Annotated in this window: 15 protein-coding genes; 8 read left to right on the top strand and 7 right to left on the bottom strand. The window is 56.9% G+C overall.

What is annotated here, in order from left to right:
* Positions 1–35 precede the first annotated feature (35 nt).
* The gene (locus AC2FIR_RS19990; protein ID WP_480908847.1) at positions 36–1,385 is read right to left on the bottom strand and encodes an ATP-binding protein; all 1,350 of its coding nucleotides are present in this window, start codon (positions 1,383–1,385) and stop codon (positions 36–38) included.
* Positions 1,385–2,044, bottom strand: a complete 660-nt coding sequence (locus tag AC2FIR_RS19985) for a response regulator transcription factor (protein ID WP_170808303.1) — start codon at positions 2,042–2,044, stop codon at positions 1,385–1,387. Before AC2FIR_RS19985 ends, AC2FIR_RS19990 begins: the two co-directional genes overlap by 1 nt.
* A 20-nt stretch (positions 2,045–2,064) precedes the next feature.
* On the opposite strand from AC2FIR_RS19985, the gene AC2FIR_RS19980 reads away from it, so the two are divergent.
* Positions 2,065–2,625: a hypothetical protein gene (locus AC2FIR_RS19980; RefSeq protein WP_496762945.1), complete on the top strand. Its 561-nt coding sequence runs from the start codon at positions 2,065–2,067 to the stop codon at positions 2,623–2,625.
* Between the two features lie 285 nt (positions 2,626–2,910).
* Positions 2,911–3,990, top strand: a complete 1,080-nt coding sequence (locus AC2FIR_RS19975) for a hypothetical protein (protein ID WP_496745482.1) — start codon at positions 2,911–2,913, stop codon at positions 3,988–3,990.
* 226 nt (positions 3,991–4,216) lie between these two features.
* Here the strand turns inward: AC2FIR_RS19975 and AC2FIR_RS19970 are convergent, their stop codons facing one another.
* The 5 genes from AC2FIR_RS19970 to AC2FIR_RS19950 form a co-directional block, all read right to left on the bottom strand.
* Positions 4,217–4,405, bottom strand: a complete 189-nt coding sequence (locus AC2FIR_RS19970; RefSeq protein WP_170617162.1) for a hypothetical protein — start codon at positions 4,403–4,405, stop codon at positions 4,217–4,219.
* A 414-nt stretch (positions 4,406–4,819) separates the two neighbouring features.
* Positions 4,820–5,602, bottom strand: a complete 783-nt coding sequence (locus tag AC2FIR_RS19965; protein ID WP_496745481.1) for a dimethylarginine dimethylaminohydrolase family protein — start codon at positions 5,600–5,602, stop codon at positions 4,820–4,822.
* 3 nt (positions 5,603–5,605) lie between these two features.
* On the bottom strand, positions 5,606–7,210 hold the full coding sequence (locus AC2FIR_RS19960; protein WP_496762941.1) for a 5-guanidino-2-oxopentanoate decarboxylase: 1,605 nt from the start codon (positions 7,208–7,210) through the stop codon (positions 5,606–5,608).
* Positions 7,207–8,391, bottom strand: coding sequence for a pyridoxal phosphate-dependent aminotransferase (locus AC2FIR_RS19955; RefSeq protein WP_496762939.1), 1,185 nt, complete (start codon positions 8,389–8,391; stop codon positions 7,207–7,209). Before AC2FIR_RS19955 ends, AC2FIR_RS19960 begins: the two co-directional genes overlap by 4 nt.
* On the bottom strand, positions 8,388–9,035 hold the full coding sequence (locus AC2FIR_RS19950; protein WP_496762937.1) for a TetR/AcrR family transcriptional regulator: 648 nt from the start codon (positions 9,033–9,035) through the stop codon (positions 8,388–8,390). Before AC2FIR_RS19950 ends, AC2FIR_RS19955 begins: the two co-directional genes overlap by 4 nt.
* 92 nt (positions 9,036–9,127) lie before the next feature.
* Here AC2FIR_RS19950 and AC2FIR_RS19945 point away from each other — a divergent pair, with 92 nt between their 5' ends.
* The 6 genes from AC2FIR_RS19945 (at position 9,128) to AC2FIR_RS19920 (ending at position 14,068) form a co-directional block, all read left to right on the top strand.
* Positions 9,128–9,919 carry an ABC transporter ATP-binding protein gene (locus tag AC2FIR_RS19945; protein ID WP_170617154.1) on the top strand — a complete coding sequence of 264 codons (792 nt, stop codon included), beginning with the start codon at positions 9,128–9,130 and terminating at the stop codon, positions 9,917–9,919.
* Between the two features lie 38 nt (positions 9,920–9,957).
* Positions 9,958–10,722 carry a transporter substrate-binding domain-containing protein gene (locus AC2FIR_RS19940; RefSeq protein WP_170617152.1) on the top strand — a complete coding sequence of 255 codons (765 nt, stop codon included), beginning with the start codon at positions 9,958–9,960 and terminating at the stop codon, positions 10,720–10,722.
* Positions 10,723–10,731: 9 nt separating this feature from the next.
* Positions 10,732–11,478, top strand: coding sequence for an ABC transporter permease (locus AC2FIR_RS19935; RefSeq protein WP_170617150.1), 747 nt, complete (start codon positions 10,732–10,734; stop codon positions 11,476–11,478).
* Positions 11,475–12,236, top strand: coding sequence for an ABC transporter permease (locus AC2FIR_RS19930; RefSeq protein WP_170617148.1), 762 nt, complete (start codon positions 11,475–11,477; stop codon positions 12,234–12,236). Before AC2FIR_RS19935 ends, AC2FIR_RS19930 begins: the two co-directional genes overlap by 4 nt.
* 369 nt (positions 12,237–12,605) lie before the next feature.
* Entirely contained in the window at positions 12,606–13,196 is a 591-nt protein-coding gene (locus AC2FIR_RS19925) for a putative outer membrane beta-barrel protein (protein WP_496745471.1), read from the top strand.
* A 224-nt stretch (positions 13,197–13,420) separates the two neighbouring features.
* Positions 13,421–14,068 (top strand): sulfotransferase family 2 domain-containing protein, encoded by a 648-nt coding sequence (locus AC2FIR_RS19920; protein ID WP_496762935.1) that lies wholly within the window; start codon positions 13,421–13,423, stop codon positions 14,066–14,068.
* Positions 14,069–14,211 lie beyond the last annotated feature (143 nt).

Raw genomic sequence — 14,211 nt, 5'->3', positions numbered from 1 at the left:
GTTTTACCCATTCCCGTAAGCTGGACCGCCATGCTTCAACTGGCGCCAGCATGAGAACCCAATGGGATCACGATACTGCACCTCAGACCACCGAGTTCTTCCGACCTGCCCAGATCAAGACTGGCACCATATGCCGTGAGCAGATCCACTGCGATTGCCAGCCCCAAGCCGCTGCCGGTGACGGATGTGTCGAGCCTGCCCCCGGAACGAAGCGCTTCGCGTCGGTCATTTTCGGGAATTCCCGGTCCGTCGTCTTCGATCCGAATTTCGATAAACTGGTCCTGCCGCGTCGTTGTCACCTGCACAATCTGCCGGCACCATTTCATTGAATTGTCCAGAAGGTTTCCTAGAACCTCTTCGATGTCCTGCTTGTCCATTCGAACCCACAGGCCGGGAATGGTCGCCACCTTTAATGTCTTCTGTTCACGCTCGGCCATCAGGGAAAACAGCTTTGCAAGCCGGTCGATGGAATTTGACAGGTCTGTACGGGAATGGGTCAGTTCGGCAGTGTTCATCGCGCGCATTCGCGCCAGAGAGCGGCCAAGTTGCGCATCGATCCGATCCAGAGATTCCTGTGCGGTTTTGATGTCCACCCCGGCCTCGGACAAACTATCCAGTTCATTCTGCAAAATCGCGGCCGGTGTCTTCAGCGCATGTGCAAGATCAGCCGCCTGCCTGCGGGACCCGGAGACGATGTCGCGGTTGCGTTGCAATAGCTGGTTGAGGTCCTGGACAAGCGGCGACACTTCCTCGGGGTAGTCTTCCGGTCTGAGGTCTTCGTCCACGTCCCAACGCTGGGCCACATCTGACCGCAGTTTGCGAAGCGGCCCAAGAATGGCCGACATCAGCAACAGCGAACCAGCGATGCCTATCAGGCCAACCAGCCCAAAAACCGGGATTAGGCTGCGTTGTGCGGCCCGGCGTTCCGCGATGAGCTTGTCGCGGTTTTCAGCGACGCTGATGCCCCAGATCGTGCCATCTTCATAGGTGATCTTCTGGTATATGCCGCGGACCGCTTCATTCTCCGGACCATCGGTGTTCCACAGCATAACTGTGTCGGGTGCATCTTGCGGCTCCGCGAGGGTTTCATCGAAAAGGGAAGCCGAAGAGTAAACTTCGCCAGCCTCACTTGTCACCTGCCAGTATCGCCCGGAATATGGAGTACTGTATGCCGGATCGAAAATCAGATCACGCAGTGCTTCGGGATTGTCGGTGGTGACACTCAGTCCAACGATCAGTTGTGTGTGCCGGTCCCGAAGCGTTGTATCGAACTGCTGGGAAACCCGGGAATCGATGTAGGAAAAAACCGCCAGCGTGCCCACACCCACAGACATCGCTCCGGACAATATTCCGCCCAGCAGTGCCCGTTGTCGCAGCGAAAGCATCAGGCAGAATCGATCATGTATCCGCGACCCCGAACCGTTGTGATCAGGTCCGGTCCCAGCTTCTTGCGCAGGCGCGTAATAAATACGGCAATTGTGTTGGAATCCCGATCCTTGTCATACTCATAGATATGTTCCGACAATTCAGTGCGCGAGATCAGGCGCCCGGGGTTATGGGCCAGATAGGTGAGGACGGCGATTTCCTGTGCGGTCAGATCAACCGGAATTCCGTCCACGGAGACACGCCCGTTTCTTGTGTCCAAAAGGACGCTTCCCATTTCGATGACCGGGTTCAGCTGTCCGCTCTGTCGCCGTAAAATCGCACGGACGCGGGCCGCCAGCTCGGGCATGTGAAAAGGCTTGGTCATATAGTCATCCGCACCTGCATCCAGACCGTCCACCCGCTCGCTCCAGCCGTCTCGGGCGGTCAGGATCAGAACAGGCGTCTTTATTCCGGCACTGCGCCAATCTCGCAAAACGGAAATCCCGTCACGTTCCGGAAGGCCGATGTCCAAAATGATCATGTCGTAGGGTTCAGTCGACCCCATATGCAGAGCATCAACCCCGCTATGGACTACATCGACGATCCGACCTTCGGCGCTCAGTAGTTTTTTGATCTGCTCGCACAGGCGCGGTTCATCTTCTGCAAGTAGGATTCTCATGATTTGAAACTACAGGCGAATTGATGACGGATCATCAGTTATTTCTTGCCACCGCCATTGCCGTTGCCGCCGCCATTACCGCCGCCGTTGCCGCCGCCATTACCGCCGCCGTTGCCGCCGCCATTACCGCCGCCGTTGCCGCCGCCATTACCGCCACCGTTGCCGCCGCCATTGCCGCCACCGTTGCCGCCGCCATTACCGCCACTGTTGCCACCGGCGTTTCCATTCCCGTTGCCACCAGCGTTTCCATTGCCGCCGCGATTGTTGCCGGAATTACCTCTGCTGTCGCTGTTGGCACTTTTGCTATTGGTATTCTGCACGCTTCCGCTACCGGAATTGGCCGAATTGCCGGGTTTCGCCCGCGCTGCATTTGTAATCTCGCGGCTGACGCGAGACCGGTTGGACACGACGACACCCGTCTGGGCGTCCACGATGACGCTGATGATCTTCCCGTCAGGTTTCTTGACCAGGATACGATAGTAAACCTTATCGGATTCAAAGGCGCGGGCGTCGACGGGGGTTCCGCCGAAAACCTTTTCAACGCCTCTGATAACCCTCTTCAGGCGAATGGCACCACCTGATGTTGTGGCGTGCCGCAATTCGGATTGTTTAAGCTCGCGCACAGCAGCGTTGCCATCACCTGTCAAAAACCAGGTAATCAATCCCGCAGTTGCAAGCAGGTTCCCCAATCCTGAAAGTCTTAGCCGCACAAACATACTCAAACTCTACCGGCTTCAATGTGAACTGGTGATGAACCAGCAGTTAGGCGTGAGTTCAACCATAATATGGTCAAATGGGGTCAAATACATTTGCGTCCAACATGAAATGTTGACGCCTGAAGCAACACTGAGCCCGTGAGGTCCGTTATGAAAACCAAATTTTCCGGTCTGCTTAAAGCCTCCGCAGTCGCGATCTCCCTGATTGGGTCAACCGCGATCGTCGCGGCGTTCACGTTTCCCGACATTGCTTATGCGAAAGAAGGAAAAGGTGGCGGGAATGGCGGCGGCAAAGGAGGAGGTAAAGGCGGCGGAAACGACAGCGGCAAAGGTGGTGGTAAAGGTGGCGGCAAGGGCAACGATAACGCCGGAAAGGGGAACAAAGGTGCCGGAAAGGGTCAAAACGCCAAAGGCAAAGTGACTTCCAAAGGCGGCAGCAAGAAGTCTGCCGGGAAGACAGGTGGCAGAAAGTCCGCTTCCGGAAGCGGGAAATCGAACACGTCAAAGAGCGGCAATTTCTCTCTGAAAGATTTGTTTACGGGCAAGAAATCCAGCGACCGAACAGAAAAACCCAAGCGGAAATCGCAGCGCGTGACGCGGAGCACCGAGTCTACCGTGCAGGTTGCAAAATCCGTTCGGCCTCTGTCCCGTAAAAAAGACGAATCATGGGCTGAAATTCTGGGCGCACACCCCTCTGAACTGGGTGCGTTGAATGCCGCTCACGCCAGTGAGACCGCTCTGAAAAACGCCGCGCCCAACTCGCGTGTCGGTCGTATTGCAACATACCGCGATACGGTTCTGGAAGGAGACGAACTGCGCGACGACCTGCAAGACGCCCAAGATCTTCTGGACGGGCTGGAACCACCTTCACGTCCCATAGGTGAAATCGAAGATGATCTCGAAGCGGCCGAAGCTGATGTGCGCGCGGATGAAGAGCGCGTGGCGGAATTGGAACAGGAACTTGCCGACGCCGGGGGTACAGACCCCCATATCGAAGCGCAGTTGGACGAGGCGAATGACGAACTGCAGGAATCCAGGGACACCGCTGCCGAGCTAGCTGCCGAACAGGAAGCTGCAAGCAATTACGACGACGCTGTTTCTGAAGTTGAAGACCTGCAGGGCCAGCTGGAGGATCAGGCGCTTAGGGAACGTGAGGCGTTGGAGAATGCGGCCAACAAGCCGGTCACAGATGAAGTCGAAGCGGCGGTCAAGGCGTTGCTGGGGTTGTAAGTCAGGAGTTTCGCGCCTTTCCGAATTCGGAGGCGCGAGAGGTCGGGCCAGCCAAATCATTTCCAACCCCTTGGCTGGCCCATCACCTACTGAACACCAAGACATAACTCGGATCACATCTGAATACGCAAAGAAAAAGCCCGCTCTGGCGCAGAGCGGGCTTTAGCTTCGTATTGTTCCCGGGGAAGACGACACCCAAGGGAACCGAGAGATCGTCTGCGGTAACTCAGACGTCCCTCATCGCCTCAATCAGTCGCTTGTTATTCACAATATTAATGAGTGCGTTTTCAATAGGAGGGAAGCGACCGCTGCTCGAATCTTTGTTTTTCGACACGCCGCTGCAGACGACAGCGCTGGATGATTGCTTTGCCGCGGGGGGGGTGTGCATCGCAATCGCTGTGGTAGTTTTTTCCATGCATGTTCCCTTCCATCAAACCGGACGCATTTCGTTCCGCCCGACTTAGTGAACCCACTATGGTCGAAAACGGTTGAACACATAGAGAATACATTGTTCACTTTCAGTTAATGTTGTTGTCAGGTTGTAAACAAAGAACCTGAGGTAGTCCTTTTCGCTCGCAATTTTGTTGTGCGCAGACGGTTTTTTTTGAGAAACTGAGTTCCATTACGACTGTTACAACTCGCCCGTTAATTACTCGTGAGGGTAATTGAAACACAGTTCAGCGGGAGGTTGCCTATGGTGAAGCTATCATCTCCGACCGTGTAGTCTCCGTTTCGATAGGGGTCCGACACAGGCGGAAAGTTCCGCCAGTGCTATTGCCAGAACCGTGCCTTGGACCGAGACTCTATTCTTGACGCGTTGCCCGACTGATCAAAACCGCAGGGACAGGCAAGACATGCCGCCGTCCAGCTTGGCGCAATCGGTGTTGTCGATCTGGATAACCTCATATCCCGCTCTGTCCAACATCTCTGCCGTGCGTGGAAAACCAGCGGCCATAAGAACAAGGTTGTTGAAGCGGATAGCATTTGCGGCGGCTTCTTCACCATCGGCCACATGCAGGACTCTGTAGCCTTCGAAACAGCCTGACGCATCAAGGCGCCTGGTCGACAGGATCGTCTCGGCATCCATCAACGAACAATCCGTTTTGAAATGCAAGACGCCGTCCGGCGTGAAGACTTCGCGCAGGACGTGGCCCCATTCACTGGCGATCTCGGCCAGTTCTGCCACGCCAGCAGCATCTGTGCGGTCAGAGCGGCCGACAAGGATTTCCTGTCCGGTCACCAGAATATCGCCACCCTCGACATGACCGGGGCCTTTGATTTCGCGGACATCGTCATAGCAGGCGCGGATTGCCGGTGCCATTTCAGCCACCTCGCCCAGCCGCGAGGGCGCGCCGGGTCGCATCAGGATAGCACCTTGCGGCAGGCACAGCGCAGTGTCTTCGACAAACTGGGCATCCGGGAATGCGTCGAGCGGCTCAAGCTCAATCACCTCGGCCCCGGTGCTGCGCAGGGCTTCGACATAGGCTGAATGGGCAGCCCGCATACCGTCAAGGCTGGGATTTCCGATGTCTTCAGCGCGCAGACCGTCAGCAATGGTCGAGGCGGGCCTACGGGTGATGGCCCGGGTAAATTCAAAGGTCGGATTTCGCATTGGTCACTCCTGATCCGGATTGCTTCCGGCAATGTCAATTTCCAGAATGGAGGGGCAATTCTGTGCGCTGGCTACTGCCAGAGCAGTCGCAATGGCACTTGGGTCTGGTGATACGCGTGTGTAGGGTATGCCGAACGAGGCAGCCGCGGCGGAAAATTCAGGCGGGGTCGGGTCGCACCCGATCACCTTCACATCCACGGCTTCCATCGAGGTCGCGATTTCGCCGTAACCGTGATTGTTCCAAAGAACAAAGGTGATGCGCAGGTTTTCGTCCACTGCGGCCATGATCTCGGGCAGCGAAAACTGAGCGCCGCCATCGCCAGCGATACAAATGACATGGGCGTCCGGGGCGGCGATCGCAGCGCCGATGGCGGCAGGTATACCGTAGCCCAGCGCGCCATATCCGGTGGCCGCATTGAACCAGCCGCCGGGGCGGTCGTGGTCGTAGTAGAGGTTGCCCGCATAGATCGGCTGAGTGGAATCTCCAATCATAAGCGCGCCCGGCACCGCATTGCGCATTTCGTTCAGAATTTGGACCTGAGCACGATAGTTCGGACCGATCTCTTCATACGCGGCGGTGCGGGTCTTTTCAGCGCGGGCCACCCCTGCGTTTTGGTTTGATTTGCCGGGTAGAGCTTTCAACAACACGGTCATAGCTTCGTCAGCTCGGCCTTCTATAGCAATCGCGACATCGTGGCGAGCCAACTGGTGCGGACAAATGTCAACGCGTATAAGCCGGGACATGGCCGCCGTTTTCCCAGTTGCATACATATCATAGTCGGTGGGGCCCAGTTCGGTCCCCAGAGCGAGGACGCAATCGGCATCTTCGATCAGTGCTTGGACGGACTTCAGGCTGGGGCTTGCTGGTACGGTAAGCGGATGGCCATGCATCAACCCGCGGGCATTCACGGTTTGCACGACCGGCGCATCGAGGCGTTCTGCCAGAGCTTGCAACTGCGTTCCGGCCGATTTTGCTCCGCCGCCAGCAAGGATGACCACTTTCTTCGCCGCCGATAATTGGTCTGCCGCGTCTTGAATCCGTGTTGGGTTCAATGCCGGGTGGGCCTTGGCACTCGGGGCCACGGCGCTCTGCGCAGCGAGGCCTGCGACATCCAGCGGGATCTGGATGTGAGTTGGGCCGGGTCGACCTGTGGAGTAGGGGGCAAAAGTGCGGTCCAGAGCGGTGCCCAGGTCGTGAGCCTGCTCGACATGCTCGGAAACCAGCGCAACAGTTTTGGCCAGCGCGTGCTGATCGGGCAGTTCGTGCAGATGGCCAAGTCCCCGATTCAAGGTGCTGCGTTCGTTAACGCCTGAAACCACCAGCATTGGGACTGAGTCCGCCCGGGCCTGGGCCATTGGCGTCAGCGTTTTTGTCAGGCCAGGACCCGTGATCACAAAGGCAACGCCCGGTTTCCCCGAGACACGGGCATAGCCGTCAGCCATGAAGCCAGCGCCCTGTTCGTGTCGTGGTGTCACGTGACGGATGCCAGAGGCTGCAAGACCGCGATAAAGCTCGACCGTATGCACGCCGGGAATGCCAAAAACACAGGAGACACCCCTTTGCTTCAACTCGGCGACCAGCGCTTCGCCGACAGTTTGGTTGTTCATGCAACGCTCCGTTTCTTGCGGTTTGCGTGGGCGACGATGCGGTCCAGTGCGGTGACAAAACTGTCGTCGTCAATGGTGAGAGCAACCCGAACCCAGTCCCTGAGGCTTTCGCCAAAGGCAGAGCCGGGCATGACCGAAACACCATGCTCCAGCAGGTCCCAGGCATAAGCGTCGCCGTCCAATCCGCTGGCCGAGACGTTGACCAAGGCAAACATGCCGGCATCGGGCCGGTGGACGGTCAGCCCGGTTTCGGTGTGCAGACGGCTTTCCAGCAGTGCAGCACGCGCCGCGAAGCGCGACGCCATACCGGCAGCCACCGATGACCCCTTGCGCACGGCTCTTTCTGTCATGTCAGCAATGAAGGGTTGGTTGCCAAACAGCATAGTTTCCGAGACTGGCAGCAGCGCGGTGCAGAACTCGGCCGGGCCCACACACCAGCCGCTGCGAAAACCGGGGGCGGCGTGTGATTTGGAGATCGAAGAGACTGCAATGACCCGGTCTGCCAGCGCCGGATCAGAGAGGGGAGAAGCAAACTCTGCACCCTCAAAGATCAGATGCTCATAGACTTCGTCGGATATTATCCAGAGATCGTGTTCTATCGCGAGTTCACCAATCTTCCGAACGTCCTCGGGCGTCAGGATAGCGCCTGTCGGGTTGTGCGGAGTCGTGAGAAGAATGGCGCTGCTGCGGGGCGTAATGTGCGCGGCAATGTCTTCTGCCTGCAACCGAAATCCGTTTTCGGGGCGTAGCGGCACCGGCACCGGCTCGGCACCTGACGCTCGGATCACGCCCTCATAGGTGGCATACATTGGATCGCCTACCAGAACCTCGGTGCCAACTTCTGCGACGCCCTGCATGACAGTGAATAGGGCAGTCTGGGTGCCGGGAAAGCAAAGGATGTTCTCTGGCAGAAAGCGGCGTCCGCGGGTTACGGTGTAGGCCTCGGCCAGGGCTGCGCAAAGTCCGGCTTCGCCGCGTCCGTTGGAATACCCTGTGCGACCCGATTGCAGCGCGGCCGCTGCCGCGTCGCACAGTTCAGTTGGGGTTGGAACATCTGGTTCGCCAATGGTCATTTCCACGATATCGGCCCCGGCGTCGACCATAGCGCGTGCTTTCAGATGCACTTCCCATTTCCCGCCGCCCAAACCGGCCAGCCGTTCGGTAATTGCTGTCAGCCTCATTGGCGCTCAATCTCCTGCGTTAGATCCAAATCAATGATGGCGGAAACGGATTGCAGCCCGATTTCGACCAGTTCGCCCGGCGCAAAAGCATCGGGAAGCGCGCCGCCCTCAAGCCAGAGGCCGTCAATAACCGCGTTGCAGGCGATGGCCAGTTGACGCAGGTGGGCGGGAGAGGGGGCGCGGCCCGCTTCTTTCATCGAAGCGGCGATCAGCCCCTCCAGTTGGTCGCGAAAATAGGCGTATGTGCGTTCGTGCGTCGCCTTCATCTGTGGGTCGCGCTGCACCTTGTTCAGAAAGCTGGCCCACAGCGCGATTGCCCTTGAGTCGACAACCGGGGCTGTCAAAGACGCCGTCACAAAAGCAATCAACCGGGCGCGTGCGCTGGCCGCCGCGCCGTTTGCCGGGGCAAAGGTTTGATCCGTCATTGTGTTCATGTGGTGCTCGTAAGCGGCGACGATCAGTTCCTCTTTGGAACTGAAGTAATGCCGGATCAGTCCCTGGGTGACATCTGCGCGCTCGGCGATTCCCCGCACCGTCGCCCCGCGCACGCCTTGTTCGGCCACCAGCTCAAGCGTGGCCAGAATCAGCGCCTCCTGCCGGGATTCAGCCGATTCCCGCCTGAATTTTTTGCGCTCTTCGCTCACGACAGTTCCTTTTTTCTGGCGGTTGTAATTATACACTTGCATAATTACTAGGTTCACGGCTTACTGCAATCAGAATTTTGGGGTCACGGAAAATGGACACTGCCACTGCATCAGTTCAGCTGACGGACACGCGCCGCGAGGCGATCCGGGTCGAGGATTTGCACAAGTCCTTTGGAAATCTGGAGGTGCTGAAAGGCGTGGATCTGACCGCGCATCAAGGTGACGTCGTGGCGATCATCGGCGGCTCGGGGTCGGGCAAGTCGACCATGCTGCGCTGTATCAATTTTCTTGAGACGCCAAGCTCAGGCAAGATCGTGATTGGCGGTGAGGAAGTGGCGATGCGGGCTGATGGCAGCCCGGCCAGCCAGAAGCAAATTGAACGGATCCGAACCAAGCTGGCGATGGTGTTTCAACAGTTCAACCTGTGGACACATCGAACCCTTCTGGAAAACGTGATCGAGGTGCCGGTGCATGTCCTGAAGGTTCCGAAATCCGAGGCGATCGAACGCGCACACGAATTGTTGCGTCGGGTAGGGCTGGGCGGCAAGGAAGACACGTTTCCCGCCTACCTTTCTGGCGGGCAGCAGCAGAGGGCTGCAATTGCCCGGGCATTGGCGGTGGACCCTTCCGCCATGCTGTTTGATGAACCGACATCAGCGCTGGACCCTGAACTTGTGGGCGAAGTTCTGACAGTGATCCGCGACCTTGCCGCCGAAGGGCGCACCATGCTGCTGGTCACTCACGAAATGAAGTTCGCGCGCGAAGTCGCGAACCATGTCGTCTACCTTTATCAGGGCCGTATTGAAGAGCAGGGGAAGCCTGCCGAGATCTTTGGAAACCCGCAATCCGAACGACTGAAACAGTTCCTCAGTTCTGTCGGGTAGCACACAAAAAACCGAATAATATCAACAGGGAGAAACCTATGAAACTCAAAGCACTTCTGACCGCGGCCTCTGCCGTGGCCGTTCTGACTTCAGGCGCCGCTGCCGCTGAACAGGTCAAGATCGGCATCGCAGCCGAGCCTTATCCTCCGTTTGCCTCACCCGACAGTTCGGGCAATTGGGTCGGCTGGGAAATTGAGGTGATCGGTGCCGTCTGCGCTGCGGCGGAACTGGACTGCGTGATCACGCCTGTTGCGTGGGATGGCATCATCCCGTCGCTGACCGGCCAGCAGATCGACGCCATCATGGCTTCGATGTCGATCACCGAAGAGCGCCTTAAAACCATCGATTTCAGCGACCCCTACTACAACACCCCGGCGGTGATCGTGGCGGACAAGTCGATGGACATTGAACCGACCCCGGAGTCGCTGGCGGGCAAGATTGTCGGCATCCAGGCCTCGACCATTCATCAGGCTTACGCGCAGGAATACTTCAAGGACGCAGAGCTGAAGGTCTACCAAACGCAGGACGAGGCCAATCAGGACCTGTTCGCGGGCCGCATCGACGCGACCCAGGCGGACAGCATTGCCATGGCCGACTTCGTGAACTCGGACAATGGCAGCTGTTGCGAGATCAAGGGTGCCGTTGCGGATGACCCGGCGATCCTGGGCCGTGGTGTTGGTGCCGGTGTGCGCAAAGGCGATACCGAGCTATTGGAGGCGCTCAACAAAGGGATCGCGGCGATCCTGGCAGATGGAACCCACGAGAAAATCACCGCGGGCTATTTCACGACCAGCATCTACTAAGGCGCTGTTGTGACCGGACTGTTCGAGACACTGGGCCTCGGCGCCAGCGCCGAGTTGCTGTCGCTGTCAAGCTGGGGAGGCAACCTGCTGCGCGGGCTTGCCAATTCGCTGCAGATCGCCTTCGGCGCATTTGGGATGGGGCTGGTAATCGGGCTGTTCGGAGCCTATGGAAAGCTATACGGCGGGAAGGTCACACGCGACCTTCTCGCTATCTACACGACTGTGATCCGGGCGGTACCTGAGCTGGTGCTGATCCTGATCCTCTATTACGTCGGCAGTGATATCATCAACAAGATTTCTGAGGCGGTCGGCGGAGGCCGGGTTGAAATCAACGGTATCGCGGCAGGCATCTGGGTGTTGGGCGTGGTGCAGGGGGCCTATGCCACCGAAGTTCTGCGCGGTGCCATCAAGGCTGTTCCGGTGGGACAGATCGAAGCGGCAAAGTCTTACGGAATGCCAGCTTTCATGATCATGCGTCGGGTAACGATACCCGCGATGATGGGGTTTGCGGTGCCGGGGCTTGCCAATTTGTGGCTCATCGCGACCAAGGACACGGCGTTGCTGGCCGTTGTCGGATTTAGTGAATTGACCCTGGAAACAAGGCAGGCGGCAAGCAGCACCCGGGCCTATTTCACTTTCTTTCTGGCGGCGGGCTTCCTCTATCTTATGGTGACCCTGTTTTCGGGTGTGGTTTTTGCCCGAATTGAGAAATGGGCACGGCGCGGTCAACCTTCGCTGAAAGGGGACGCCGCATGACAACATTCAAAGCCCTGATGCAACCGCACCGCATCGTTATGATGCTTCTGTTTGCGGCATTGGTGATCTGGTGCGCGTTATCGCTGCGCTGGGACTGGATCCCAAAATATGCGCCCTTGGCACTGCAAGGTCTTTGGACCACGGTTTGGCTTCTGGTTGTTACAACTGTTCTGGGCTTTCTTTTGGCTGTGCCGCTTGGATTGGCGCAGGCGGTCGGGCCTTGGTATCTGGCCACTCCAGCTCGGGTATTCTGCACCATAATTCGCGGCACGCCGCTGCTGCTGCAGATTTGGTTGCTGTATTATGGGCTGGGCTCTCTGTTTCCCCAGTTTCCCTGGATCCGCGCATCGGAACTATGGCCGTACCTGCGCCAGGCGTGGCCCTATGCAGTGCTCGCGCTGACCTTGTCATTCGCGGGCTATGAGGGCGAAGTAATGCGCGGCGCGTTTTCCGGGGTGGCGAAAGGGCAGCTTGAGGCCGCAAAGTCATTTGGCATGCCACGTTTCACCATGTTCCGCCGGATCTGGTTGCCGCAGGCAGTCCGCAACGTGCTGCCGACTTTGGGTGGCGAAACAATTTTGCAACTCAAGGCAACCCCGCTGGTGGCGACCATAACAGTGGTCGAGATCTATGCAGTTTCTTCCCGGGTTCGGGCAGACACCTTTATCGTCTACGAACCACTGCTGCTGCTTGCGCTCGTTTATATGGCGATTGCGGGCCTGATTGCTCTGGCATTCCGGCGGTTCGAAGGGGTTTGAATCGCTTTGACGCTTTTCAGATAAACTCGACTTTAGGTTAGGTAAGTGTTTTGCCTGCTTCAGTTTTCTTGCCAAGACTTTTCCGTCAAAGATCTGCCAAAGAAAACAACCGCTCACCTCCAGGCAGCTGGAAAGAACCGAAGAATGGTCAACTCTTTGAAGAATGACGGTTGCTGACCCAGCGGCAACACGACATTCGAGTGAGCGTTTGGACGCAGAGCGTATCAGGGGCTTTTGTGTTTCGCGACCATTGCTGTATTGACGCAACAGCCATGGCAAATTTTCTGGATTTCAGGGTCCCACATGGAACATTACGTGGCATCTGCGCTAAAGTAAGGTGTTAATTCAGTTGCTATGGATATGATCAAAATGACTATTCGCACCAAAGCCGTCGCCCTTGTCCTTGCTGCGATGTACCCGGCAGCTTCAATGGCGAGTGATTCAGAAGTTTCCCGTGTCATGGCGCCGTTCCAAAAGCCAGCTGTACTCCCTGCATCAGGCGTCGACTGGACAGGTTTTTCCGTTGGTTTGGAACTTGGTTATGCCCCCGACGTGGAAGGCTCCAGCGGTCCGATCTACGGCGCGAAATTCGGCTGGGACTACGATTTCGGCAAGGTCATAATCGGGTATTTTCTGCAATACACCCGGACGAATCTGGACATTGACCCTGGTTTCGAACTGGGTTCGTACAAGCGTTTTGGCGCGCGCGGCGGCATCGACAGCGGCTTAAACATGTACTACGCCAGCGCCGGTTATGCTGAGCTCGACACGCACGCCAGTGGCAATATCAATCCAGGCGAAGGCGATGGTTATTTCGTGTCTCTTGGTTATGAACGTTTCATCCGCGAGGAGGTCACGCTCGGCGCCGAGTTGGTCTATTCTGAGTACTCGGATTTTGAACGTGACTTTAAAGACTTGGGTGTAACCACACTCTCGTTTTCCTTGAACTACAGGTTCTGAATCGGAACAGGCCACTGACCCGTATTCAATTATGCGGCCCGGGCAGCGCGGCAAGGGCGTCGCGTGGATTTCCCATTAGTTAGGCGCGGCACATGGTATCTGCATGATACCGATATGCTTTTCTTGCCACCCGTCGGAGTGTACCATTGGTCTTGCGCATGTTGCGTGAGTCCTTCGGAGCACTTGCGCCCCACGCGTTGTCTGCAAGGAGGCGTAGCAATTCGGTGCCAATCTATCCCACGCTAAAGACCGTATTCATTCATATTCCAAAAACTGCGGGATCGACGGTTTCAACAATTTTGCGCCGCCCGAACCTCCTGAATTTTACGAAACATGATCCTTCTCCTGCGATCGACAAGCACTCGTCTTTATTTGTGCATCTCGAGCAGTTGGGGCCGGAGGCGGCAGACTATTTCAAGTTCAGTTTTGTTCGGAATCCTTGGGACAGGTTGGTCTCGGCCTATCACTATATCATCGCGCGGCGTCAGGAACTGGAACTGGTGGCCAGTCACCCCGATTTCGAGAGCTTCCTGTCTTCATTCACGGAAGAACCTTCAAAGTACCTCGACATACCCTACTTCAAACCCCAATCCAGTTTTCTCGTAAATGACGACGGTGAAATGCCGTTGGATTTCCTGGGCCGCTTCGAAACCCTCGATAAAGACTTAAAAGTCGTGCTTCGGGAAATTGGCAGCAGGCGTATGTTCTTCAAGCATCGAAAGAAATCGAAAAGGCGAGATTACCGGGAATACTATTCCGATGAAAGCAGTAAAGCGGTTGGTGAGGTTTACATCCGCGACATTGAGAATTTCGGGTATGATTTCAACGACGGCCTGGTTCGCAAGAAGAACTTCTCTCTTCGAAAGTTGTAGCCCCAAGGGGTGACTGATGGTAAAATAGAGTTGGTTTCTACCCGGGCATTGAGTTCGCGCAAAGCGCACGAATCCTCCGCCTCGATGCCTTAATTTAGGCAGGTTCAAACCCGACCGTAGTCAACACGATCAAACAAATGGCT

The organism is Ruegeria sp. CDSB136, from assembly GCF_059610965.1.
Note: the sequence above shows the minus strand (reverse complement) of the source record. Positions and strands in the feature narration are given on the sequence as shown.

Bases quoted from the DNA above. Each gene is read 5' to 3' on its own strand.
- AC2FIR_RS19990 (WP_480908847.1), bottom strand. From the start codon at position 1,385: ATGCTTTCGCTGCGACAACGGGCACTGCTGGGCGGAATATTGTCCGGA.
- AC2FIR_RS19985 (WP_170808303.1), bottom strand. From the start codon at position 2,044: ATGAGAATCCTACTTGCAGAAGATGAACCGCGCCTGTGCGAGCAGATC.
- AC2FIR_RS19975 (WP_496745482.1), top strand. From the start codon at position 2,911: ATGAAAACCAAATTTTCCGGTCTGCTTAAAGCCTCCGCAGTCGCGATC.
- AC2FIR_RS19970 (WP_170617162.1), bottom strand. From the start codon at position 4,405: ATGGAAAAAACTACCACAGCGATTGCGATGCACACCCCCCCCGCGGCA.
- AC2FIR_RS19965 (WP_496745481.1), bottom strand. From the start codon at position 5,602: ATGCGAAATCCGACCTTTGAATTTACCCGGGCCATCACCCGTAGGCCC.
- AC2FIR_RS19960 (WP_496762941.1), bottom strand. From the start codon at position 7,210: ATGAACAACCAAACTGTCGGCGAAGCGCTGGTCGCCGAGTTGAAGCAA.
- AC2FIR_RS19955 (WP_496762939.1), bottom strand. From the start codon at position 8,391: ATGAGGCTGACAGCAATTACCGAACGGCTGGCCGGTTTGGGCGGCGGG.
- AC2FIR_RS19945 (WP_170617154.1), top strand. From the start codon at position 9,128: ATGGACACTGCCACTGCATCAGTTCAGCTGACGGACACGCGCCGCGAG.
- AC2FIR_RS19940 (WP_170617152.1), top strand. From the start codon at position 9,958: ATGAAACTCAAAGCACTTCTGACCGCGGCCTCTGCCGTGGCCGTTCTG.
- AC2FIR_RS19930 (WP_170617148.1), top strand. From the start codon at position 11,475: ATGACAACATTCAAAGCCCTGATGCAACCGCACCGCATCGTTATGATG.
- AC2FIR_RS19925 (WP_496745471.1), top strand. From the start codon at position 12,606: ATGACTATTCGCACCAAAGCCGTCGCCCTTGTCCTTGCTGCGATGTAC.